The organism is Chitinophaga rhizosphaerae, from assembly GCF_003958645.1.
Taxonomy (GTDB): Bacteria; Bacteroidota; Bacteroidia; order Chitinophagales; family Chitinophagaceae; genus Chitinophaga; species Chitinophaga rhizosphaerae.
This window is the reverse complement of the sequence record NZ_RXLO01000003.1, coordinates 492,877-517,274: the sequence shown is the minus strand read 5'-3', so window position 1 is coordinate 517,274 and position 24,398 is coordinate 492,877. Positions and strand designations below refer to the sequence as shown.

Here is a 24,398-nt window from a genome sequence, read left to right as displayed (position 1 = left end):
GCTAGAATTTTAGCATTGTTCCAATGGAAACTGATAATTTCAGCGGATAACTTTCTAGGACTGCTGAATACTGCACGTCTGGATCCAAACCTAGTTTATTTGCTCTCCAAAGAATTCCAATATTGTTTAAATAGGAATAGAATTCAACATGCTTAAAAATTGATTTACTATTGCCCATTTTACTAACAACATACGATACTCTAATATCTTGCAATCTAATATTATCAGCTTTTTCAACCCAGACTTCAGATTTCTGATAGAACTGGTAGCGTAAATCATCAATTGAAAAACTTAATGAAGGAACACTTGTAAATCGTTCATCACCTGGCTGCTTCCACCTTTTTACATAATCCTCATGAGGTACCTTCAAAAGATTTACATAGCTCGTTGGCATTCCTGGTCTCCGGAAATAGTACTTAAATTTGTAAGCCAAAGTAAATGACAGTGTCCAATGTTTGTATGATACGTCATTCATGAATGTCCCAAAAATTAATGGAACTCCCGACCCATGGTACACTAAGGAATCCGTATGAAAATTATTGAGAATTCCGCTATAGTTTTTGCTAACTTGGCCATCAAGATATCCTTGGGGATCGCCTGTCTTGGGATCAAGTCCAGCCCATTTATAACTGTACATACCTTTCGAGGATTTTCCCTCCACTCTTAACATATTGTTCCTGGCGTCCAATAAAATTATAGTTTGCCTGATAGGTTGTTGATCATACTCTAATAACTTATCCGAAAACCAAGATAAATTAAATCTTGGCCGCCATCTTGTCGTTTTACTAGGTTTCCAATTGCCTTCAATTGATACTTCTCCACCTCTTGTTTTGCTTTGTGCAGAATTTAGCTGTGCATTTGTAAACCCTGTTTGTGGCGCTAGATCAAATCGTTGCACCAAATCAGTGCTCCGTTTGCTAAAAAGGTCAAAACTTGCCTCAATATGATTATTGAATAATGCAATTTCTATCCCCACATTTTTCATTTTTGTTCTCTCCCATCTTAAATCCTCGTTAGGAGGATTCGAAATTACGCTAGTTGGTAGGCCAGTAAGCGGATCAAGATCTGGATTCTTTCGGACTGTAAGGTATGCAGCCCCATGATAAACGTTTCCACCTGTCCCAATTGAAGCCCGGACTTTCAACCTATTAACTGTCTCAACATTCCAAAATTCCTCCTTATCAATAGCCCAGCCTCCACCGACAGACCAAAACGGTGAAAACTTATGGTTAGTACGAGCACCAAAAAGATTCGCTCCGTCCCGTCTCGCCACTAAGTTAATTTCAATCTTCTGATCCAGATTATAGTCAGCCACAGAATAATAAGAAATGTACCGATTTAATAAACTCGATGCAAAGCCATCAAAATCCAGGTAATTATTAAATTTGCTTAACCCATTAGGAGTTATAGGGTACGAAACGTTAGGATTTATGTTTGTTACTGGAATTCCATTAATATCATTGTACCCAGCTTGCGCTCGTTCTGATCCATCTGCTTTTAGTTCCCTTAGCTCGCTCCCGACTAATAACCTAAACGCATGTCGCCTAATCTTGTGAGCAAATTCTAGCGACGTCCGAAGATTATTTGCTCTCCAATCAAAATCACCTAAAATCATAATACCTCCATTAGGTAACTGTTGTGTGACCTTTTTAGTAATTGGATTAAAAGTCGAGAAAGTATTTACTAGATCCCTTACAAAATATGATTCAGCGTCAAAGTAATAATTACTACTTATAATTTGGCGTTGATTTTGGTATGATAAATTCGCCTTAAATCGTTTCAAAAAATTATACGTAATGGATGCTCTCAATATAAGATTTTGCAAAGTGATCTTATTGCTCTTATTCCCAATTTCATCAAGTGGATAATAGTTCCAATCCAGAAAACCGAGTTTCTGCAGACTATCTGTATATTCGACATTAAAGTCTTTAACAATCGGAACCTTTTCATTTTGATTATTACTAAAACTTGCATAAGGATAAAGCTCGGTAAACTTCCCGTTTCGGCTTTGCAAACTTCTAAACATTACGACATTCCCATTCTGCAGATTGTTCTGGGTATAGTTTATGTAGGCGTTGATTTCTAGATTTTTAGTTGGCTTTATAAAATTGTTGTAGATAATACTGGTCCTATTTTGATAATTATTTACCAGTTTTGTCCGATTTCTATCATGACCCAGCGATAAGTAATAAGTAAAATCCTTTGTACCGCCTCTGATACCTATGGAATACTGTTCTCCTAGAGAATTACGATAGGAATACTTTGAAAAATCACGTCTAACATCATTCTTTTTCAACTCATTTAATTGAGTATCTAGCTCCCTCAATGATATATCACCATTCTTGTTCTTTTGCATTAGTGAAACAACCGGTGAAAGTGCTGGCCTATTAAAAGTGTTATTAATGTCCTGGTCATAAAATCCTTTTGTAAAAAGCGAACGTTCCATTTCAACATAATCCTTTGATTCAATAAAATGAATATCATCGTTCAAATTTGGCTTCAATCCTAAAGTCATGCTCATATTGAAGTCGATTTTCATCTTTTCCACATACTTTCCTCGTTTCGTCGTCAATACGATTACACCATTTGCACTTCTAGCTCCCCAAATACTTGTTGCTGCGGCATCCTTTAATATGGTAATAGAAGCAATGTCGTTTGGATTGATGTTCGTCAAATTTCCTTCATAGGGGAAGTTGTCCAAAATAATCAGCGGATTTGGATTTACCCTATTGGGAGAAATTGTATTGAATCCGCGAATGTAAAATCCGACATCAGCTCCATCTGGCATTTTTGGAAACCAATTAATCATCCCTGGTGTACGAAATGTTAACATCCCGCTTCCAAGTCCTTCTAAACGGTCAAGAATATTTGGACTGACTGGTCTATTAATTAGTAGGCTATCAATCACCGTATAAGTCCCCGGCGTCTCCTTCTTCTTCAGCACCTGGTACCCCGTGTTCGCCGTTACCTCCACAGGCTCTATCTGCGAAACCGCCGGCTCCAAAATGAAAGTCACCTTCCGCTCCCCGTCTAACCGGTACTGGCGGCTCAAAAACCCGATGGAATTGATCACCAAAGTCGATTTCGGTAGCACCTTCTCGATCCGGAACCGTCCTTCCCCGTTAGTGACCCCGCCCTTGGGCTCTCCTTTCACCATGATCGTGACGCCTGGCAACACCACCCCGTCATTATCCATCACCAATCCGGTGACGGTGATCGTCTCCTCCTTCAACCGCACCGGGTTGGCGCTAGGGAATAACACAATATCGAGCCCGGTGATCATCCAGTCGATCGGCAGATCGCCCAATACTTTATCCATTACCTCGCGGATAGGCGTACTGCGGAAATGCACCGTCAGCTTCCGGGTAAAATCGATGATCGAATGATTGCGATTGATGTAAATATTGGTCTGCCGGTGCAACTGGTCGAAGATCTCCCCGACGGTAAAGGTGCCCGACAAGGTGAAAGTCAGCGCTTTGGGAACGTCTTGCGGAGGCGGTGGCGGCTCCTGTTGGGCGCGTGAAGGACTGCCCACGCTCAAAAACATGGTAACCAATAAGGTGTGGACCAGAATCGCTGCAATTTTCCCCATGCGAATCATTTACAAATTTTGGTTGTTTGTACTTCGTTCGTTCTGGCAGCAGACTCCGGGGTACTTAACATGGAGATGGACCATGTGGGAAACCGGGGGTTGTCTCATAAAATGAACAAAAATCCTATTGTCAAAAATAGGATTTTTGTTTTTGTCCAAGCATGCTAACAAGTTTGTGTAGATGACAGGCCCAACCATAAGGGCAATTTATCGCAGGTGTTTGAGGCGATCGCGCAGGTTTTTCAGCGCAATCTTGATGTGGCTTTTCACGGTTTCCAATTTCAGCTCCATTTCCAGCGCCACTTGCCGGTGCGGTTTCCCTTCCAGGTACGTTTTCTCGAACGCTAACCGCCTTTGCTCCGGCAATGCTTTCACCGCATCGCGTAAACGCTGACGCGTATCCCAGGCCTCCAGCATCTCGCCGGGCTCGAACCTGGGCTCCGTTTCCTCGAAACGGTCTTTCTTACGCTTATCCGCCACCGCCTTCCGCTGTGTGCTCAAACAATTGTTGCGCACCGCACGGTACAGGTAAGCATGGTATTTATCCGGCTCCACCTTGCTCAGGTGGCCGCCTTTCAAAATCACTTCGAACGTATCCTGCACCACATCTTCCGCCTCCCAGATATTTTTCAGAATAAGCGTAGCTTCCACAATCAACGCCTTGCGATGTTGTGCGAACAAATCACGGACCAATGCCAGCATTGCTCCAGACGTGTGATCCTGATGTGATGAGAACGATTCTTCCGGCATATAAATTACGGTACAATGTTTTTAATCTGTTAAAAACCACCCGCTCATATCCCCGAACGTCTATTTTCCGGGAATCATAGCAGATGCTTCAATCATATGCTTATACGGAAAATTTCTTCACTGAAGTTAGTGAAAAAACAGCATGCAATAAAAAGCGAAAATGTTAATCTCGCGTTAATGGACATCGGTCATGTCTAACATGCACCCCCGTAAAACAAATATAATGGTTAACTCAGGGAATAACTAACAATCAGGTTAGAGAATATGCTCATTATTCTTGATGATCTCCAGGTGATAACCGATCCTGGACAATAACTCGCTGGACTCCTCCAGCAGATCCAGCAGCTCCTCCCGCAGGTTCGAACCATTCTCTCCCGCACGATGAACGAAATCGTCCCAACTCAGGTTATCCGTCAGGAATATGTACTGCAACCGGTTCGTCAGATATGAATTTTCCATAATGAAAAAATTAATATATGGTCGTGATTCGCATGAAAAACATTAGAAGATATGCAGCTCCTTCCCCTCGATCCGGTAATCCAGCCCGTTCATGACCTTCAAAATGTTCATGAACTCATCGATCGATTTGTTCTTATCCATCCTGACATCGAACTTCAGCGCCGACAGCTCCGGTTTATCCACCACCAGCTCCAGCGAATACCATCGCTCCACCATCTTGGCGATCTCCCGGAAATCAGCCGCCTTGAAATAATACACGCCCTGCATCCACGACAGCTTGTCCCGCTGCTCGAACTTCACCACTTCCAGGGCTTTATTCTCCGTCCACACCGCTTCCTGGCCCGGCTTCAAAACCGCCGTACCGCCGTGCCCCGCCGCGCGAACGCTTCCGCTCACCAGCGAAGTCACCACCTTACCGGGCTCATAGGTGTTCACATTGAAGCTCGTTCCCAATACCTGCACTTCCCCCTGCGGCGTAAGCACCACGAATGGTTTGCCGGCGTCGGGAGATACATTGAAATATGCCTCGCCCGTGACCTCCACTTCCCGCCTGTTGCCGGTAAACGTGAAAGGAAAACGGATCGAGCTCCGGGAATTCAGCCACACTTCAGTGCCGTCAGACAGCACCAGCCTGCAATCCAGCCGCTGTGGCACCTCCAGCTGGTTCCAGCCGTCGGCCTGCCCGGTCGGGTCTTCATATTTGATGGATTTGTCTCCCTCCATCCGCAATTTCACCCGCGACACCAGGCGCGACGAATTGGGGGAAAGGGGAATCCGGTCTCCGCCGGCCATTTTGATCGTCACCTCATCGGAAACGTATTCCGGGGAGAGGCGGGCCATTTCCCGGATTTCGGGCTGCGGATGATGGATGTACCGGGTATAAACGACCGCCCCGATCATCAGCACAACGGAAGCCGCGGCCACGTACCGGAAAATCCGGATCGTCCGCCCGGCACGCCCGGCGCTTTCCATCGCCTGCGTCGCCAGCTCGTCCCACCGCTTATTGGTGGGCCGCTCCCGTAACAGCTCCCTCATTTCGGGCGACTCATAGAGTTCGTCCAGCTCGTCGCACATTTTCCGGATCCGGGGATCGTTCAGTGCCGCAGCCAGTTCGGCATCCTCACTTTCGGTGGTAGCTCCTGCCAGTTTCTGGAGGTACAACTGCCTTATATGATCTAAATTTTCTGCCATAGACTCAGTGGTGTTACATTAATAGATGGAATTTGCATCCCCGCAGGGTGTATCGTCCAGAAAAAAAAATTCAACCGGTAATCTAACAAATCATCCGCAATCCGCCTGAATTATCGGTGCAAAAACGATTTTGTTATCTTTGGATACAATCATCAATTCTTCCTTACACATGCGTTTATTCATTACCAGCCTGGCGTTGCTGGCCCCCGCGCTCCTGTCTGCGCAGGACCCGGCCCGGTTCGTCAGACCCATTATCGGGACCGCCAAAATGGGGCACACTTACCCCGGCGCCACCGTTCCCTTCGGCATGGTGCAGCTCAGTCCGGACACAGACACGATCCCGTACGAAATGAACGGGAAATACAACCCGGACGTGTACCGGTACTGTGCAGGCTACCAGTACCAGGACCCCACCATCACCGGGTTTTCCCACACCCACTTCAGCGGTACCGGCCATTCCGACCTGGGCGATTTCCTGATCATGCCCGCCAACGGCCCCGTCCAGCTCAATCCCGGAACGGCCGGCCATCCCGAAAACGGCTACCGGTCCGGGTTTTCCCATCAAAACGAAACCGCCGAACCGGCCTATTACAAAGTGCTGCTCGACGAAAGCCGCATCACCGCCGAGCTCACCGCCACCAACCGCACCGGCATGCACCGGTACACCTTCGCCTCCGCCGATAACCCGCATATCGTGCTCGACCTCATGGCCAATATCTACAATTACACAAACAAGAATGTGTGGACGTTCGTACGGGTGGAAAACGACACCCTCGTGACCGGTTACCGCCAAACCAACGGCTGGGCCCGCACACGGACGCTCTATTTCGCCATGACCTTTTCCAGGCCCATCCGCCGATACGGCCATCAGAACCTGGCCACCGACGTTTACAAAGGGTTCTGGCGCAAATTCAACCAGACGGAAAACTTCCCCGAAATGGCCGGCCGCCAGATCCGCGCCTGGTTCGGGTTCGACGCGCAACCCGGCGAAGCCCTGACCGTGAAAATGGCCCTTTCGCCCGTGAGCACGGAAGGCGCCCTGAACAACCTCCGCGCGGAGAACCCCGGCTGGGACTTCGACGCCGTACGCCGCCAGGGCCGCGACGCCTGGAACCGGGAGCTCTCCAAAGTAAAGGCAGACATGCGCAAAGAAGAAGATCTCGTCAACTTTTACACCGCATTGTACCACACATATCTCGGCCCTACCACTTACGCCGACGTAGACGGCGCTTACCGCGGCATCGACCAGCACGTCCATCGCGCGGAGGGCTGGACGAACTACAGTACTTTCTCGCTGTGGGACACCTATCGCGCCCTTCATCCCCTTTTCAACATCCTTCAACCCGCCCGGAATGCCGACATGGTGAAATCGATGCTGGCACATTATAACCAAAGCGTGCACAAAATGTTGCCCGTCTGGAGCCACCAGGGCAACGAAAACTGGTGCATGATCGGTTACCACAGCGTTTCGGTGATCGCAGACGCCATCATGAAAGGCAATATCAAAGGGTACGACGCCATGCAGGCCCTCGAAGCCTGCGCCGCCACCGCCCGCTACAAACCTTACGACGGCATCGGTTATTATATGGAACTGGGCTATGTGCCGGAGGATAAGAACGGCTCTTCCGTTTCCAAAACCCTCGAATATGCGTACGACGACTGGTGCATCGCGCAGGTGGCGAAAAAACTCGGCCGCAACGATCTTTACGCCGAATTCTCCAAACGCGCCGAAAACTACCGTAACGTGTTCGACGGAACTACCGGCTTCATGCGCCCGCGCCTCAGCGATGGCACGTTCCGCAAGGATTTCGACGTACTGAGTACCCACGGCCAGGGCTATATCGAAGGGAACGCCTGGAACTACAGTCTTTATGTGCCGCATGCGCCTGCCACGATGATCGGTATGATGGGCGGGAAGCAACAGTTTACCCGCCACCTCGACTCACTGTTCACCATGCACCTGCCCGACGCGTTTTTCGCCGAAACGGAAGACATTACCCGCGAAGGCATCATCGGCAACTACGTTCACGGCAACGAGCCCGCCCATCACGCGGCCTATCTGTACAACTGGACGGACGCACCGTGGAAAACGCAGGAACGCGTGCGGATGATCATCGAAAAAATGTACAAACCCGCGCCAGACGGCCTTGGCGGTAACGACGACTGCGGACAGATGAGCGCCTGGTACCTTTTCACCGCGCTGGGCTTTTACCCTGTTTGCCCAGGCTCCACCGAATACGCATTGGGCAGCCCGGCCGTTGTTTCCGCGGAAATCAAACTGGAAAACGGCCGTACTTTCAGTATCAAAACCGTTAACCAGGGCGCGAAGAACGTGTACGTGAAGAAAGCCGAACTGAACGGCAAAGTGTTGAACCGGTTCATTTCGCACGAAGATATCATGAACGGCGGCACGCTGGTGTTCCACATGAGCGCGAAACCGGCGAAGTAGGCACAAAAAAAACATCCCGGAGAACCGGGATGCGAAATTTACAGTGAACAATGAAATAGCATAGATTCTACTATTCCAGGATCTTGATTATTTTCCAGTTGTTGTGAATGAATAAGGATAAGCAGACTCGTTTGTGCCCCGTTGTTTATTTGGGTTAGCCCCCATCGATACTTTCATCACACCGCCCTGCTGGATCGCCGAATGGCTGATCCAGTTCGTGTTGAGCGGTTTCCCGTTCAGTGTAACGTTTTGGGCGTATACGTTCGTTTTGCTATTGCCCGGTGCTTCGATCACGAATTTCTTGCCGTCCTGCAGCGTTACCGTCATTTTCGGGAAGAGGGGCGCGCCTAACACGTACTGGTCCGTTCCGGGGCATACGGGGTAGAAGCCCATCGCGGAGAACACGTACCAGGCGGAAGTTTGACCGTTGTCTTCATCGCCACAGTAGCCATCGGCGCCGGAATGGTAGAGGCGGTCCATCACCTGGCGCACCCAGTACTGGGTTTTCCAGGGCTGGCCGGCGTAGTTGTAGAGGTAGATCATGTGCTGGATGGGCTGGTTGCCGTGTGCGTACTGGCCCATATTGGCGATCTGCATTTCGCGGATTTCGTGGATCACGGAGCCGTAATAGCTTTCATCGTATACGGGCGCCATCACGAACACGGAGTCGAGCATCTGTGCGAATTGCGGGCGGCCGCCCATGAGGCGCGCGAGGCCTTCCACGTCGTGGAATACGGACCAGGTGTAGTGCCAGCTGTTGCCTTCGGTGAAGGCGTCGCCCCATTTGAAGGGATTGAAAGGCGCCTGGAACTTTCCGTCCTGGTTCTTGCCGCGCATGAGTTTGGTTTCGGGATCGAAGAGGTTGCGGTAGTACTGGCTGCGCTTTTTGAACCGTTCGATCTCTTCCTGCGGGCGTTTCAGTGCCACGGCGAGTTTATAGAGGGTGAAATCGTCGTACGCATATTCGAGCGTGCGGGCGGCGTTTTCGTTGACGTTCACGTCGTAGGGCACGTAGCCCAGGCTGTTATAATATTTCACGCCTTTGCGGCCTACGGAGCTGAGGGGGCCTTCGTTCTCGGAATTCTTCAGCAGCGCCTGGTACAGCGTTTCGATGTCGTATCCGCGGATGCCTTTGAGATAGCTGTCGGCGATGAGGGATGCCGAGTTGGAGCCGATCATGCAGTCGCGATGCCCGGGGCTGGCCCATTCCGGCAGCCATCCGCTTTCCTTGTAGGTGTTGGCGAGGCCTTCCATGATCTGGCCGTTCAGTTCCGGGTACATGAGGGTGAAGAAGGGGAATACGGCGCGGAAGGTATCCCAGAACCCGTTGTCGGTGAACATGTAGCCGGGGAGCACCTGGCCATTGTACGGGCTGTAGTGCACGATCTGGTTTTTTGCGTCGAATTCGTAGAATTTGCGGGGGAAGAGCAGGGTGCGGTAGAGGCAGGAGTAGAAGGTGCGCACCTGGTCGGAGGTCCCTCCTTCCGGAACGATGCGGCCCAGTTCCTTGTTCCATGCCTGTTTGGCTTTCTGCCTGGTGGCATCGAAGCTGTCTGCCCCTACTTCGCGCTGGAGGTTGCGGGCGGCCTGTTCGTGGCTGATGAAGGAGGAAGCGGCTTTAACGTGCACTTTTTCTCCTTTGGACGTGGCGAAGCCGATGATGGCGCCGGCGTTGCCGGCTTTCAGTTCGAGCGTGTCTTTGGCCAGGCGGCTGCCGTCCCAGGTATGGGCGAGGGCAAAGGGCTTGTCGAACACGAGCACGAAATAATTTTTGAAATTCTCGGGAACGCCGCCGCTGTTGCGGGTGGAGTAACCGATAATTTTCCTTTCGGAGGGGATGATTTTGATATAGCTGCCCCGGTCGAAGGCGTCTACCACGATGAATGCGCTATCGGTCTTGGGGAAGGTGAACCGGAATTGCGCGGCCCTTTCGGTGGGGGTGATCTCGGTGGTGACGTCGGCGTCGGCGAGATAAACGCTATAATAATAAGGTTTGGCGGTTTCCGCTTTGTGGGAGAACCAGCTGGCGCGTTCGTCTTGCGAGAACTTCATGCGGCCGGTGACGGGCATGAGGGAGAACTGGCCATAATCGTTGATCCAGGGGGAGGGCTGATGGGTTTGTTTGAACCCTCGGATTTTGTCGGCGCTGTATTGATAAGCCCATCCGTTCCCGTTCTGGTTGGTTTGCGGCATCCAAAAGTTCATGCCCCAGGGGGTGGCGATGGCGGGATAGGTGTTACCGTTAGACAGGCTGCCTTTCGAATCTGTGCCCATGAGGGGGTTTACCCACTCCACGGGATCTGTGATCTTTGTTACGGTCTGCGCGTTTGCGTGAAAGCCTGCACATAATGCGACAAGGCACCAGCGAAATGTATTCATGTTGCAAAATCGATTTTGTAAAAGAAAGGGGCCGGCCCAGGAATGGGCCAGCCGTTAGATGCTACTCTTTATTGTTTGTATGATAAGCACTTATTCATTCGACGCCTATTTATAGCCTTCATGTTGTTCCAGATTGGGGTTTAGCCTGATCTGGCGGCCCGGTATCGGAAATAATTCGGCTTTGGCGCTCGTCGCAGCATGGTCCCACCACGTTGCGGTCGTAAATTTACCAAACCTAATCAAATCTTGGCGTCTTTTCCCTTCAAAAATAAATTCCCTTCCGCGTTCTGCCAAAAGTTCGTCCAAAGTTAATGTCGCGGTTGTATAAGCCGCTGAAGGCCAATCAGTTGACTTAAAGGCTCTTTGACGTACCGAATTCACCAGCGCCACAGCCTCCGCATTTGCGGCCCCGCCGTTCTTCCGCATGATGGCTTCGGCCTTGTTCAAAATGATCTCCGCCAGGCGGTACAGCACGAAATCGTTATTCCAGTATTCGGCATCGTCTTTGGCGCCGGGCAGGTACTTCGAGAAGCGCGCACCGCTGTTCTCCTCCCCTCTCGTCATGCCACCAGCGCCGGTCTCGCCTTCCGAATTGCGGCGTATTTCCTTCACGAACACCAATGGCTTGTTTTTATACTCTTCCGTCGCCATCACTACCGAATCCGCTTCGCTGGCGCGCACAGACGGGTGTTTTTTCAGCGTGTCGATCAGCATCCACTGCTTTTTCCGGAGATCGTTATCCGCAAAAGCGTCAAACGCCGTAGGGATCACCACGATGCCGTTGTTCCCGCGCTCGGTGGCGTTGTATGCCTGCCGCTGCTCGTAATGCCAGAGGTCGCCGTTCCAACCGAAACGGAATTTGCCCAGTGTAAAGTTATAGGCAATCTGGAACAGGTTTTCGGGTGAATTGTGATTGACATTATTGAAAGGTTTCATGATATCGGTCTCCAGCGCAGGCGCCGCACCTTTCAGGCTCCCCCCTTCGCCATTGATGATTTTATTGCAGACGGCCACACATTCGTCCCACTTCGTTACCCCCGCCCATTTCTGTGCGTTCAGGTACAATTCCGACAGCATGGCGTATCCCGCTGCCTTGCTTACCCGTCCTGCCATCGACGGCCCCAGCGGCTGCAGTTGCTCCACATTCTCCCGGATCTCCTTTTCGATGAACTCCCAGACTTCCTTCCGCGGCGCTACTTTCGGCTGTGCCGGCACGCCCACTTCCGTTACGATGGGAATGTTCCCGTAAAGGTCCATAAGGCGGAGGTAATGCCATGCGCGCAGCACCTTCGTTTCCGCGATGATGGATACTTTATCCGCCTCCGTCATCCCGATCTTGGTGAAATCGACTTTCTGCAGGTCGCCGATGGTGCTGTTGCAGAACCCGAGCCCCCAATACATGAGCCGCCAGGGGTTCCAAACCACATCGTCGTCTACCGTCCAGGTATGATTATGGAGCCGGATCCACTGTCCGCCGTCGAACCCGTGGATGCCTTTCTGCGGCCAGGCCAGCTGGTCGCCGGAAAGTTCGCTCACGCGCCAGTACCCCACCTGCCCCGTGGGGGAAGCCCAGGCGTTGGCGTGGGTGAAAGGCCGCAGCACGGCCGTCATCACTTCGGTGCGGTTTTTATAATAATTGTCCGCAACCAGTTCGGAATAAACTTTTTCGTCGAGGTTGGTGCAGGAAGCTCCTCCGAAAAGCAGCGAGGTGAGCCCCAGCACGATATGTTTCTTTTGCATAAGATTTCTTCGGTTTCGGTGAATTAAAAGCCCAGGTTAATACCAACGGTGAACGAACGGGTGCGTGGATAGAAACCGCGGTTGTCGATACCGGTGGTCATCCCGTTGTCTTGCAGCTCGGGGTCGAGGCCGGAGTATTTGGTGATGGTAGCCAGGTTCCTGCCGGAAACATATGCCCTGAGTTGCCGGATCACGCCGGATTTCACGGGGAATTTGTAACCGATGGTCACGTTGTCGAGCTTCACGAACCCGCCGGGTTCCAGGTAATAATCGGAATACTGCGGGGGCACTTTCACCTGAGCATGTTTCGTCAGCGCCACCTTGAGCAGGTTGTTGGGCAGCCAGCTGCGGTTGCCGAAATACATGTCTTGCAGGTTCAGCAAATCCACGCCCAGCTTGCCGCGCCAGAACATGGTGAGGTCCCAGTTCTTGTATCGGAGGTTGTTGTTCCAGGAGATCATCATTTTCGGAACGCCGTTCCCGATCACGGAAAGGTCTTCTTCCTTGATATCGCCCGCCTTGCCGGTGGAGCCGTCTTTTTTGTAGAAGAGGAAATCGCCTTCGGCGGTGAACCCGGCGAAACGTTTTCCGTAGAAGTTGCCGAGGGCACTGCCTTCCACCACGCGGATCGCAGGACCGAGGTTGCCCGGAGACGGCAATCCCCCGAAAGTCAGCATTTCGATCCGGTAACCAGGGCCCGAAATTTTGGTCATGGTGTTGTTTTGCCGGTTGAACGTGATGTCTGTGCTGTAAGTGAAATTCCTTTTCTGCACCGGAACGGCGTTCAGCACGATCTCGAAACCCTTGTTCCGGATGCTGCCCAGGTTATACCACATTTTATCGTTCACGTTGGAGGGCAACGGCACATCGTAGTTGCCGAGGAGCGCGCCGGTCGTTCTCCTGTACACGTCGAACGAGCCGCCCAGCCTGTTGTTGAACAGCGAGAAATCGAGCCCGAAGTTCCATTCCGACTTCGTTTCCCAGCCCAGCCGCGGGTTGGGGTTGCGGGAAAGGCCCACCGTTTCGGGATAGCGCCCATCCAGCGGATAAGCGCCGCCGGTGCTCATCAGCGTCAGCGAGTTATAGTTGGCGAAGCCGGAATTCCCCGTTTCACCATATCCCACACGCAGTTTCAGCTGATCCACCCAGCCGGTCGATTTAATGAAATGTTCTTCATGCAGGTTCCAGCCAGCCGAAATGGAGGGAAACTTCGCCCACTTATTGTCTTTCCCGAAACGGGTAGACCCTTCATACCGGAAAATGGCCTGCGCGAAATACTTATCGTTGAAAGCGTAGTTTGCGCGGGCAAAAAACGCCACCAGCGAATGTTCGGCCTTATAACTGCCCATTCCGGCCTTGCCTTCGCGAAGGAAGAGGCCGTTGCCCATGTTCCAGTCCTGGAAACCGTCTGTCAGGAAACCGGAGTTGTTCATGTTGAACGTTTCGTAAGTGCTGTTGAAGTAGCTATATCCCGCTACGGCCGTCACCTGGTGCTTGTCGATCCGTTTGAAGTAATCGAGCGTGACGTCCAGGGTTTTGTCGAGCGACAGGTAATTGCCTTTGTAAGCGTACCCGCGGCCTTCGTAGGAGTCTACGGACGACTTCGAGTCTTTGGTGCGGAACTGCCGGTCGTTATAGGTGTTGCGTGTAATCCCGCCGAACACGCTGGCGCGGAGATCTTTGATCACTTCGAAGCTCAGTTTGGCATCGCCCTGGAGCGTTTGCTGGTCGCGGTAATACAGTTCCTGCTCCAGCCGCGCGATGGGGTTGTACACGTTGAAACCGTTCGGGTTTACGTATTTGCCGTCTTTCATGAGCGGAGAAGTGGGATTGCGCTGCACGGCCTGTTCGAAGTCGCCGTTATTGCCGCCGAGGAGGTCGGCTTTGTTGAAGTTCACGGAGAGGTTCGATTGCAGTACCAGCCTGCCGTTGACGCCCGTCTGGTTTACATTGATACGGCCGCCGTACTGGTCGCGGTAATTGCGTTTGGCGATGCCTTCGCCTTTGTTGTAATACACGGCCGCGCGGTAGTTCGACTTTTCATTGCCGCCAGTGGCGCTGAGCGTGTAATACTGGGAAAGGTTGTCTTTGTTGAGGAGCATATCGTACACGTCGGTGTTTCCGCCTTCGTCGGCATTCGGTGCGATTTTGCGGAATTCGTCGGCGGTGAGGAAGCGGGGCTTTTTGGCTACGTAGTCGCGTTGCACGAAGGTGGCCAGGTTGAACTGGGGAGCGCCGCCGCGGCCTTTTTTGGTGGTGATGAGGATCACGCCGCCATTGCCGCGGGTGCCGTAGATAGCGGCGGCGGAGCCGTCGCGGAGCACGTCTACGGAGGCGATGTCTTCCTGCTGGAGGAGGTCGAGGTTGCCGCCGGGGACGCCGTCGATAACGATGAGGGGCTCCTGGGAACCGTTGAGGGAGGTGATGCCGCGCATCTGGAAGGTGGCGCCGCCGTTGGGGTTGGTGCCGTTGGCGCGGGTGATGGAAAGCCCGGGCACTTTACCCTGGATGAGATCGAGCGGGCTACGGGCTACGCCGGCGTTAAAATTTTCGGGTCTGAGGGAAGTGACGGCGTTGGTGATTTCCTTTTTCTTGAGGGTGCCGTATCCGACTACCACTACGTCTTCCAGGTTTTTGGAAGACAGGGGGAGCCCTACGTCGAGGGTGCCGCTGGCGCCGGCGGGGAGGGTGAGTGTTTCGTAGCCGATGAAGCTGAATTCCAGCCGCGAGCTGGCGGAGGGAACGGAGATGGAATAGGCGCCATCTGCGCCGGTGACCGTTCCGGTGGTGGCGTTGACGATTTTCACGGTAACGCCGGGAAGCGGAGTGTTATCCCTGGCGTCTGTCACTTTCCCCCTGATGGTACGGGATTGGGAGAAAGCCACGGAGCAGAGGAGCGCGAGCAAGACGCTCATCCAGCCTACACGCCTGGAAAACGTGGATGCGGTGTTCATTGCAATTTATTGATTTGGTTAAGAAAATACAGGCATAGGAAGTCCTGGTCCCTGCGGACAGGAATTTATTTACTTTGCTAAACGATCCGTGTGTGCGGGTTTACGGCCCGGGCGTTCTGCGCATTTGCATTGCAGGATTGCAGACGCTGTAAACGCTACAATTCTTTACCGGTGGTACTTTCCATCGGAACAATGGGGCAATGAATCCCCATGTCCCGGCTTTGCGTTGAAGCAGTAAAGGCAATAGTTCCCCGTGTGCGGACATTCCGTCGAATCGGCAAGGGAAAAAGAACCCTGTGCGCAGACTTCCGGTCCGAACAAATCGGGCAGCAAACCGCAGAGCGCCTGGCGATCGCCAGGTACAAAATCGTTTTAGCTAAATGGTTTTAAAAGGCGTTTTGGTTTTGGGAAGGCATCCTGGATGCCGTTGGCTAGTTCGTCATCGATAAGTGAAATTGAGTTTTACAATGGGAGATTGCCTTGGATGTGTGTAGCAAATCTTCCTGTGTGTTACAAAAATCAAGCTGTTTTCGATAAATCTTTTCCTGGTCAGCAAATGTTTACGGACAGGCACCGCCCATCCTTTCATAACCGATCGTAGAATTTGGTGCGGGGACAAAGCGGTAAAACACTTCATCCCCCGACTGTTACATTCATTGTCAGGTCCCACCCCGCTATCTCCTCTCTTTTCAAACGCATTGCTAAACAGCAAAATCGATTTAGCAAAGGGTTTTAAAAAAAGCCTTGATGAGGAGGCATAACGTAAATGTAGAATTAATTTATTGATTCCAAAAATTTTTGGGCAGAATTATGACGAACGGGAACTGCTGACCGACGGCAGCGAAATGGGTATATCCGCCTGATCATTTTAATCCGTTTCATGCTACCGGAAAGATGTAATATCGGAAAGGGAGTTTCAAATAAATGCCGATTAAAATAGAAGGAGGCCACTATCAGGTAGATCCCCGCTTGATGAACTTGCCCGGCAGTTCCAGTTTCGTTTTGCGCAGCGCGCGCTGACTTTTGTCTAACTGGTTCATGAGCAACAGCATGGCCGTTTTCGCGATTTCCTCGATCGGCTGCTGCACCACCGTGATGCCGGGCGGGTACAACCGGAAAATATCGTGATCGTCGAAACACACCACCGCCATATCGTCGGGGATTTTGAGGTTCAGTCCTGCAAGGGCTTCCAGCCCGAGGATGCCCAGATAGTTCGTGGCAAAAAACAACGCATCGATCCCCTTGTTCGCCTGAATGAACTGGCGGATCTTGCGGACGGATTCGTCTTTATCCCCATTATAAGGCAATTCCAGCACGAGCTTGTTCTTCACGGGAATCCCATGACTGCGCAGCGTTTCGCGGTAGCCTTTGATGCGCTCTTCCATCTGCACCAGTTCCATATTTACCGTCACGAAACCGATTTGCTTCGCGCCACGGTCTATCAGGTGTTCGATACCTTGCTTCACGCCGGCGTAGTTATCTATCAACACATGCGGCGCCTGTACCTCGGGGAAGTAGCTGTCCATCAACACGAGCGGCCGTTTGTGGGCGATCAGCTGCTGGATGTCTTTCTCCATACCGGCGGCGGGGGTGATCAGGTAGCCGTCTACCTGCTGGCGGCTGAGCATTTTAATCAGTTCTCCACCTTTCTGGGCATTATTCTCCGTGCTGCAATACACGATATGGTAGCCGTAGCGGTCGGCTTCCGACTCGATGACCCGTGCCAGGGCGGCGAAGAAGCTTCCGGAGATGCTTTCCACCATGAGACCGAGGGTTTTGGACTGGCCCGTCCGCAGGTTGACGGCCACGGAATGGGGTTGATAACCGGTCTTTTTCACCACCGCCATCACTTTTTCGGCCAGTTCTTCGCTGATGCGCATCTGCCGGGCCTTTCCGTTGAGAACGAACGACACGGTAGAAGGAGCAACGCCCGCCATGCGCGCTACATCTTTCAGGGATAATCTTTTCATTTCCTGGCCTTTCTGTTCTTTCATTTGTTAGTGCGGTTTGACCGGGTATCCTTCCGGCAAGAGGTTGATAATATGCTTACATCCGGGAAATTAAGGTAAAATGCGGATTTCCGTATCAGAATCATGACAATTCCGTGCCGGCAGTGCCGGCGGCGCCAGGAAAGGAAGGGAAAGGTTACAGGCCAACCGAGTTATCGACCCGGCGATAGTTCATCCGCCACAGGATGTTGGCGAGCCTGCGGGCGGTATTGGTGATAAAAGTTTCGCTCTTTTCGGGGAAATACACGTGCAATGATTCATGAAGGCTCACTTCGAGATGTTTGCGCCCTTTCAGCCTGCTGTCTATTACAATCGTATTAGAGCCGTAGTCAGAAAGCCCGAAGGCCTTTTCGCGCCCCAGTTTTTTATAAATGACTTTCATACGCCTGTATTTTGATGCAATTAAAGGTACGAAGATGCCCGGCGCCCCTCCGGCACTGCGTGTATCCGTTGCCTGCGGCGGATTTCCCGTCAAAACGCCCCGAAAGGAACCACCAGCCCGCATTCCCCGCTGCAATTTCCGGAGAAGCGCCATGACGGAGATTCCCGGCGCGGAAACGCCGCCGTCCGCGAAAACAAATCCATCCATTTTATCATAGCGCAATTATTATGGTATTGCCTGCAAGATGCGGTTTCCGGCGAATTTCCATATTCCTGTCCGCATCATATATTTTTTTCCCCTGAACGGAATCCCCAAAACGAAAACCGGCTACGGCCAGAAGGCCGCAACCGGTTTGATGTCACACTATACATTATGCGTTTCCGTTAGATCTTCTCTGCTTTAAATCCTGCCTTTCTCACCGTTTCCTCCACTTCTTCCGCCGTCAGCGTACTGGTAGAAACGGTCAGTATCTTATCGGGATTGTTGGTATCTACTTCCCAGTGTGCGATTTCCTTTTCGCCGTTCAGCGCCGGGCTAACACCTTTAACACAGCCACTGCAATTGATATTCGTCTTGAATTTGAGCGTTTGCATGATTCGATAGATTTATGTGTTTGATTATATAGCTGATAATTTCAGCCGGAGACTGTTGCTCACCACCGATACGGAACTCAGTGCCATGGCCGCTCCGGCCAGCATGGGATCGAGCGAAAAGCCGATGACGGGGATGAGGACACCTGCTGCCACCGGGATGCCGATTATGTTGTAAATAAAGGCCCAGAAAAGGTTCTGGCGGATGGTGCGCACCGTTTTCCGCGAGAGGCGGATCGCTTTCGGGATATGCCGGAGGTCGGAGGAGATGAGCGTCATCATGGCCACATCCATCGCGATGTCTGTCCCCTTTCCCATGGCGATGCTCACATCGGCCTGCGCCAGGGCGTGACTGTCATTGATCCCGTCTCCCACCATCGCTACCACTTTGCCCTGCCGTTGCAGTTCCTGAACGAAGGCGGCTTTCCCGTCGGGCATAAGCCCGGCCTTCACGTTGCTGATCCCGGTCTGTGCAGCCACTGCGGCGGCGGTGCGGGCATTGTCGCCCGTAAGCATGTACACTTCGATGCCCATGTCCTGCAACTGCTGGATGGCTTCGGGGGACCCTTGTTTTATTTTATCGGCGATGGCGATCACGGCCAGTGCTTTCTGTGTATCGGCGAACCAGATCACGGTGTAAGCGGCGTTCAGCCATTCGTTGGATTTTTCTTTGAGGGATTCCGCGATACGGATGCCGTTTTCTTCCAGTAGCGGCAGGTTGCCGGCGAAGAACCCTTTGCCCAGGGCGTTTCCTTTCACGCCACGGCCGGTTATGCTTTCGAAATGTTGCAGCTTTTCGGGCGTGATGCCCTGCAACTGTTTCACCACGGCTTCGGCCAGCGGATGTTCGGATTCGCGCTCCAGCGCCAGGAATGCGCCGGAATATATGAGGCGGTCTTCTTCCGACAGCCAGGCCTCGCCGGTTACCGCGGGCTTCCCTTCGGTGATGGTGCCGGTCTTATCGAGGACCAGCGCTTGTATGCGATATGCTTTTTCGAGGCTTTCCGCGTCTTTGATAAGAATGCCGTTTTCAGCGCCTTTGCCCATGCCCACCATGATGGCGGTGGGTGTGGCGAGCCCCAGCGCACAGGGGCATGCGATCACCAGCACGGTCACCAGCGCCAGGAGGCCCTGGGTCAGCCCGTTGGCCCCGCCCCAGATGAGCCACGATGCGAAGGCCAGCAGTGCGATACCGATCACCACCGGTACGAAGATCCCGGCAACTTTGTCGACGAGCTTCTGCACGGGGGCTTTCGATCCCTGCGCTTCCTGCACCTTGCGGATGATCTGCGCCAGCAACGTGGCGCCGCCTACCTGTGCGGCTTCCAGCCGGAAGCTGCCTTTCTGGTTCAGTGTTCCGGCAAACACTTCGGAACCGGGCGTTTTCGCTACTGCTACTGGCTCGCCGGTGATCATGCTTTCGTCTACATATGATTTTCCGCCTACCAGTTTCCCATCCACCGGCACCTGCTCACCGGGCTTCACGAGCAGCACATCGCCCACCTGCACGTCGGCGAGGGAGACTACGGTTTCCTGTCCGTCGGCCGCGATACGGACTACCGTATTGGGTTGCAGGCCCATGAGTTTTTTGATGGCGGACGAAGTGGAGGCTTTGGCCCTTTCTTCGAGGAGCTTGCCGAGGAGGATGAATGCGATCACCACCGCGGCGGCTTCGAAATACACGTGGGGGTGCAGCCCGCGGCTATGCCAGAATTCGGGGTTTAGGGTGTTGAAGACGCTGAAAGCGTAAGCGATCCCCGTGCTGAGGGCCACGAGGGTATCCATGTTGGCCTTGCCGTTTCGGGCCTGCTTCCAGGCGTTGATGAAGAAATGACGGCCGAGCACGAGCACCACGGGCGTGGAAAGGGCCCACATGATCCGGTTGGCGTAGGGTATGTTCATGAAGAACATCCCGATCATCACCAGGGGTAAGGAAAACAGCACGGCCCAGATGGTGCGCTTTTTCAGCTGTGCGTAATGGGCGCGCTGGTGGTCTTCCAGCCCGGTTTCCATGTTTTCGGTGAGGAGATCGTATCCTACTGACCGGATCGCTTTTTTCCATTCGGCCGGATTGGCCTTTCCGGGAGCGTATTCCACCAGTACGGAACTGCTGGCGAAGTTGACGGCAGCGGAGATAATGTCTGGCTGGGCCTGCAGCATGCTTTCCACGGAACCGGCGCAAGCTGCGCAGCTCATGCCGGTTACCGGGAAGTTCGTTTTTACCGTTTGTTCCAATGATTCCATCTTGTGTTTCCTTTGAGGATACAAAGATCAGCAGGAACGGCCGGCGGGGCATTATAGAATTCAGGGAAAGATTTACATCATTTGCTAGGCCTTCGGTTTTTCGCCTTTTACGCGGAAAAGTGCGCTGGTCCGGCGGGGGTCTCCCACGATCCAGACTACGTCCCCGGTTTCCAGCCGCATATCGGAAATGGGGTTGAGGATGCGTTCTTCCCCTCTTTCCACCCCAACTACCATGCTATGCGCCATTTCGCGGATACCGGATTCGCGGATGGATTTTCCGTTGATGCCCGATCCGTCCAGCACTTCGTAACGCCGGAGCTGGACCTGCGACCGCGAAAACTGGGGATGCGGTTCGTGGTGCTCGATAAAATGGCGGAACGCTTCGATCTGCTGGTCCGTCCCGATCACCTGGAGCCGGTCTCCCGGGAACAGGCGCTCGCTTTTCGGCGGGATGGGGATCAGCCGTTCGCCCCTTTCGATCACCGCGATGTTGACCCCGTATTTTTCCCGGAGGCCCAGCTGTTCGAGGGTTTTGCCCACGCCATCCCAATCGGCATGTACATGGAACGCGGCCAGGTGGGCATCCCAGGGCGCCAGTACGGGCCGGCGGGCGGCTTCCGCGGTTTCGCGGGCGTTGTAGTTAGACAGGAAACGCGCTTCCAGGCGGTCGTAAAACGTCTGTATTTTTTGGTTCAGCAGCAACAGGATGCCGGAGATCAGCACCGTAGCCGTGAGCGCCACGGCGATGGAGAAGAAACGGTCGAGCATAAAACCCACCAGGAACACGGCGAGCGCGATACGGGCGGTCCGGAACAGCGTCAGCGGCCCCTTATACCGGTTCTGCGTCCAGAGATTGGCAAAGGCTTTCGGCTGGATTTGCCGTACGGCCAAAGCCCAGAGGAAAGGAAGCATGAAGAGGAAAGTGAGCGCCGCGGTCACGATCTTGCCCCATTTGTCGCCGATGAGATCGTCGATGAAAGGCAATACGTAGATGTTCGACAGTGATCCCAACGCAATGACGATCACACTGAAGACCACGGCGTTTAGCACATATCCCTTGAACAGCACCTGCCAGTCGGACGCCTGCGAGATCGTCTGCGCGCCGCTGCTGTAGCGGTCGAGCGAGCTTTTCCATTGCTGGGGGATGTATTTATCGAGCCAGTTGTAAAACGGATCGGCTACTTTGATCATGTACGGCGTGGTGAAAGTGGTGACTGCCGATACCGCCACGGCGATGGGGTACAGGAAATCGCTCGTCACTTTCAGATCGCGGCCGAGAATAGCGATGATGAAAGAGAACTCCCCGATCTGCGCCAGGCTCATCCCCGCTTTCACGGAAGTTTTCAGGGGCTGGCCGGAGATCACCGCGCCCAGGGTGGTACTGAACGTTTTCCCGAACACCGTCAACAACGTGATGATCACTACCGGAACGATATACACCTGGAGCATTTCCGGATCGATCAGCATGCCGATCGAAACGAAGAAAATAGCGCCGAACAGGTCTTTCACGGATTTCACGAGATGCTCGATCTTTTCCGCCTGGGTTGTTTCCGCGAGGATCGACCCCATGATGAAAGCGCCCAAAGCCGGGGAGAACCCCACTTTCACGGCCAACACCACCATGAGCAGGCATAGCGCGATCGAGGTCACGAGGAGCGTCTCATCCCCCATGAGCTTCTTCGTTTTTTTCAGTAACGTCGGGATGAAAAAGATACCGCCTATGAACCACAGTACGAGGAAGAATACGAGCTTCACTACGGCCATCAGCATTTCCGTGCCGGCGAACTGCTGGCTCACCGCGAGGGTAGACAGCAATACCAGCAACACGATGGCGATCAAATCCTCTACCACCAGAATCCCGAAAACCAGTCCCGCGAATTGCTGTCCCTTCACGCCCAGTTCCTCGAAAGCGCGGATGATGATGGTGGTCGACGAAACGGACAATACGCCGCCGAGGAAGATGGAATCCATCGTGCTCCAGCCCAAAAACTGGCCGGCCACGTACCCGAAACCGAGCATGACGGCCACTTCTACCACTGCCGTGATCCCTGCGCTGCCGCCCACTTTCATAAGTTTCTTGAAACTGAATTCAAGCCCCAGGCTGAACAGGAGGAAGATCACCCCGATTTCCGACCAAACCTTGATGTTGCCTTCTTCCCGCACCGTGGGGAACAGGTGGAAGTACGGCCCCACGAGAATCCCTGCGATGAGATACCCCAACACCAGTGGCTGCTTCAATGCTTTGAAAATTAATGTCGTTACCGCCGCAGCGCCCAATATCAAGGCCAGGTCTACAATCAGGTTCGGAAAATGCCCCATACGTTCCTTCTTATGTTAGTTTCTTTTGTTATTCGAATATGGCTAAAATAAGTAAAAGACGGCAGTTCGGGGCGAAATGAAACGGGGAACGCGCCGCTATGGCCACATTCCCCGTCCGGAAAAGGATTTCGTCAACAACATCCGTATTAGCGGCCGCTCCACTTTTTATACCGGAGCAACGCTTCGAGATAATAATAATCGGCGTACGACAGCGGCACATCGATCTCCGAATTACCCGGCATCGAGCCGGTGCTGTGCATGAGGATGAAATGATTATTGGCGCCTTCCCTTGCGCGGTACGCATCGCCGCTCAGGCTGGCGAGCGCGTCGGCACCGGCGTTCCAGTATTTCTTCGCTTCGGTTTTATCCACATACCGGCTCAGTTCCAGCAGCGCGGAAGCCATCACCGCCCCTGCCGATGCATCACGGATGGCGCCCGGGATTTCCGGCGCGTCGTAATCGTAATATGGTATGAGATCGGCCGGCATGTTGGGATGGTCGAGCATGAACCCGGCGATGTGGCGCGCCTGGTCGAGATACGTGCGGTCTTTCGTTTCACGGTACATCATCGTGTAACCGTATAATCCCCACGCCTGTCCGCGGCTCCATGCCGAAGCGTCGGAATGGCCCTGGTGGGTCTTTTTGGCGAGTACCTGCCCGGTTGCGGTATCGTAATCGACCACATGGTAAGAGCTGTAATCGTCGCGGAAATGATTTTTGATGGTGGTATTGGCGTGGTTGACGGCGATCTTGGCGAAATTGGGGTCTTTGCTTTCCCTGGCCGCCCACATGAGCATTTCGAGGTTCATCATGTTGTCGATGATGACGGGGCACTTCCAGCCGGCGTGGTCCCAGGAGCGGATGGCGCCGATGGTGGGTTTATACCGTTTGATGAGCGATGCCGAACTGGTGAGCAGGATGCGGCGGGCGGCGGTGTCGCCGGTCAGGCGAAGGTCGTTGCCGAAGCTGCAGTACATGAGGAACCCGAGGTCGTGCGTGTTGGTGCGGAATTGATTGGGCAGCAGGTTCCCCTGGCGTTTTTCGGCTTCCGTGCGGAAGGCGGGGTCTCCCGTGGCTTCGAAGAGGTACCAGCAGGAGCCGGGGTAAAAGCCGGCGGTCCACCAGTTAGACCGGGCGGTCATGAGGCTGCCGTCTTTGTTGGTGGAACGGGGGAAAAGGGAGTCGGGCACTGCGGTCATCATCCCTTTGTATTGCCGCGCGGAGAAAGCGAGGCTTTCGGCCACGAGGGCCTTCATGTCCTTTTTGCTCAGTTTCGTTTGTGCGAAAGCGGCCGTGGAAGCGGACAGGAGTAATGCTAAGACAAGTCGTTTCATAAGTGG

General features: G+C 53.0%; 14 protein-coding genes. 1 reads left to right on the top strand and 13 read right to left on the bottom strand.

Features of this window, described 5'->3' with window-relative positions; all coding sequences use genetic code 11:
- Position 1: 1 nt before the first annotated feature.
- The 4 genes from EJ361_RS09190 to EJ361_RS09175 all read right to left on the bottom strand — a co-directional run bounded on the left by EJ361_RS09190 (position 2) and on the right by EJ361_RS09175 (position 5,992).
- Positions 2-3,592 (bottom strand): SusC/RagA family TonB-linked outer membrane protein, encoded by a 3,591-nt coding sequence (locus EJ361_RS09190; protein ID WP_164714144.1) that lies wholly within the window; start codon positions 3,590-3,592, stop codon positions 2-4.
- A gap of 207 nt (positions 3,593-3,799) precedes the next feature.
- Positions 3,800-4,294, bottom strand: coding sequence for an RNA polymerase sigma factor (locus EJ361_RS09185; RefSeq protein ID WP_164714143.1), 495 nt, complete (start codon positions 4,292-4,294; stop codon positions 3,800-3,802).
- Positions 4,295-4,597: 303 nt separating this feature from the next.
- Positions 4,598-4,801, bottom strand: coding sequence for a hypothetical protein (locus EJ361_RS09180; RefSeq protein WP_126245188.1), 204 nt, complete (start codon positions 4,799-4,801; stop codon positions 4,598-4,600).
- 42 nt (positions 4,802-4,843) lie between these two features.
- Positions 4,844-5,992, bottom strand: coding sequence for a FecR family protein (locus tag EJ361_RS09175; protein WP_126245187.1), 1,149 nt, complete (start codon positions 5,990-5,992; stop codon positions 4,844-4,846).
- 130 nt (positions 5,993-6,122) lie between these two features.
- On the opposite strand from EJ361_RS09175, the gene EJ361_RS09170 reads away from it, so the two are divergent.
- Positions 6,123-8,441, top strand: coding sequence for a GH92 family glycosyl hydrolase (locus EJ361_RS09170; RefSeq protein ID WP_317126927.1), 2,319 nt, complete (start codon positions 6,123-6,125; stop codon positions 8,439-8,441).
- A gap of 87 nt (positions 8,442-8,528) precedes the next feature.
- On the opposite strand, the gene EJ361_RS09165 is transcribed toward EJ361_RS09170, so the two are convergent.
- From EJ361_RS09165 to EJ361_RS09125, 9 genes are all read right to left on the bottom strand, one after another.
- Entirely contained in the window at positions 8,529-10,820 is a 2,292-nt protein-coding gene (locus EJ361_RS09165; protein WP_126245185.1) for a GH92 family glycosyl hydrolase, read from the bottom strand.
- A gap of 105 nt (positions 10,821-10,925) precedes the next feature.
- On the bottom strand, positions 10,926-12,560 hold the full coding sequence (locus EJ361_RS09160; RefSeq protein ID WP_126245184.1) for a RagB/SusD family nutrient uptake outer membrane protein: 1,635 nt from the start codon (positions 12,558-12,560) through the stop codon (positions 10,926-10,928).
- Positions 12,561-12,583: 23 nt separating this feature from the next.
- A complete protein-coding gene (locus EJ361_RS09155) occupies positions 12,584-15,514 on the bottom strand; it encodes a SusC/RagA family TonB-linked outer membrane protein (RefSeq protein ID WP_205686963.1) in 2,931 nt (976 codons plus the stop codon).
- Between the two features lie 953 nt (positions 15,515-16,467).
- The gene (locus EJ361_RS09150) at positions 16,468-17,508 is read right to left on the bottom strand and encodes a LacI family DNA-binding transcriptional regulator (RefSeq protein ID WP_240646591.1); all 1,041 of its coding nucleotides are present in this window, start codon (positions 17,506-17,508) and stop codon (positions 16,468-16,470) included.
- A 151-nt stretch (positions 17,509-17,659) separates the two neighbouring features.
- Positions 17,660-17,905: a hypothetical protein gene (locus EJ361_RS09145; RefSeq protein WP_126245183.1), complete on the bottom strand. Its 246-nt coding sequence runs from the start codon at positions 17,903-17,905 to the stop codon at positions 17,660-17,662.
- A gap of 383 nt (positions 17,906-18,288) precedes the next feature.
- Positions 18,289-18,498, bottom strand: coding sequence for a heavy-metal-associated domain-containing protein (locus tag EJ361_RS09140; protein ID WP_126245182.1), 210 nt, complete (start codon positions 18,496-18,498; stop codon positions 18,289-18,291).
- Positions 18,499-18,522: 24 nt separating this feature from the next.
- Entirely contained in the window at positions 18,523-20,739 is a 2,217-nt protein-coding gene (locus tag EJ361_RS09135; RefSeq protein ID WP_126245181.1) for a heavy metal translocating P-type ATPase, read from the bottom strand.
- 84 nt (positions 20,740-20,823) lie between these two features.
- The gene (locus tag EJ361_RS09130) at positions 20,824-23,058 is read right to left on the bottom strand and encodes a cation:proton antiporter domain-containing protein (protein ID WP_126245180.1); all 2,235 of its coding nucleotides are present in this window, start codon (positions 23,056-23,058) and stop codon (positions 20,824-20,826) included.
- A 146-nt stretch (positions 23,059-23,204) separates the two neighbouring features.
- Positions 23,205-24,392 carry a glycoside hydrolase family 88 protein gene (locus EJ361_RS09125; protein WP_126245179.1) on the bottom strand — a complete coding sequence of 396 codons (1,188 nt, stop codon included), beginning with the start codon at positions 24,390-24,392 and terminating at the stop codon, positions 23,205-23,207.
- Positions 24,393-24,398 lie beyond the last annotated feature (6 nt).

Excerpts from the sequence above, each read along its gene's own strand:
- EJ361_RS09180 (WP_126245188.1), bottom strand. The coding sequence starts at position 4,801 with ATGGAAAATTCATATCTGACGAACCGGTTGCAGTACATATTCCTGACG.
- EJ361_RS09145 (WP_126245183.1), bottom strand. The coding sequence starts at position 17,905 with ATGAAAGTCATTTATAAAAAACTGGGGCGCGAAAAGGCCTTCGGGCTT.
- EJ361_RS09130 (WP_126245180.1), bottom strand. The coding sequence starts at position 23,058 with ATGGGGCATTTTCCGAACCTGATTGTAGACCTGGCCTTGATATTGGGC.
- EJ361_RS09155 (WP_205686963.1), bottom strand. The coding sequence starts at position 15,514 with ATGAACACCGCATCCACGTTTTCCAGGCGTGTAGGCTGGATGAGCGTC.
- EJ361_RS09125 (WP_126245179.1), bottom strand. The coding sequence starts at position 24,392 with ATGAAACGACTTGTCTTAGCATTACTCCTGTCCGCTTCCACGGCCGCT.
- EJ361_RS09140 (WP_126245182.1), bottom strand. The coding sequence starts at position 18,498 with ATGCAAACGCTCAAATTCAAGACGAATATCAATTGCAGTGGCTGTGTT.
- EJ361_RS09190 (WP_164714144.1), bottom strand. The coding sequence starts at position 3,592 with ATGGGGAAAATTGCAGCGATTCTGGTCCACACCTTATTGGTTACCATG.
- EJ361_RS09150 (WP_240646591.1), bottom strand. The coding sequence starts at position 17,508 with ATGAAAGAACAGAAAGGCCAGGAAATGAAAAGATTATCCCTGAAAGAT.
- EJ361_RS09185 (WP_164714143.1), bottom strand. The coding sequence starts at position 4,294 with ATGCTGGCATTGGTCCGTGATTTGTTCGCACAACATCGCAAGGCGTTG.
- EJ361_RS09165 (WP_126245185.1), bottom strand. The coding sequence starts at position 10,820 with ATGAATACATTTCGCTGGTGCCTTGTCGCATTATGTGCAGGCTTTCAC.
- EJ361_RS09135 (WP_126245181.1), bottom strand. The coding sequence starts at position 20,739 with ATGGAATCATTGGAACAAACGGTAAAAACGAACTTCCCGGTAACCGGC.
- EJ361_RS09175 (WP_126245187.1), bottom strand. The coding sequence starts at position 5,992 with ATGGCAGAAAATTTAGATCATATAAGGCAGTTGTACCTCCAGAAACTG.
- EJ361_RS09160 (WP_126245184.1), bottom strand. The coding sequence starts at position 12,560 with ATGCAAAAGAAACATATCGTGCTGGGGCTCACCTCGCTGCTTTTCGGA.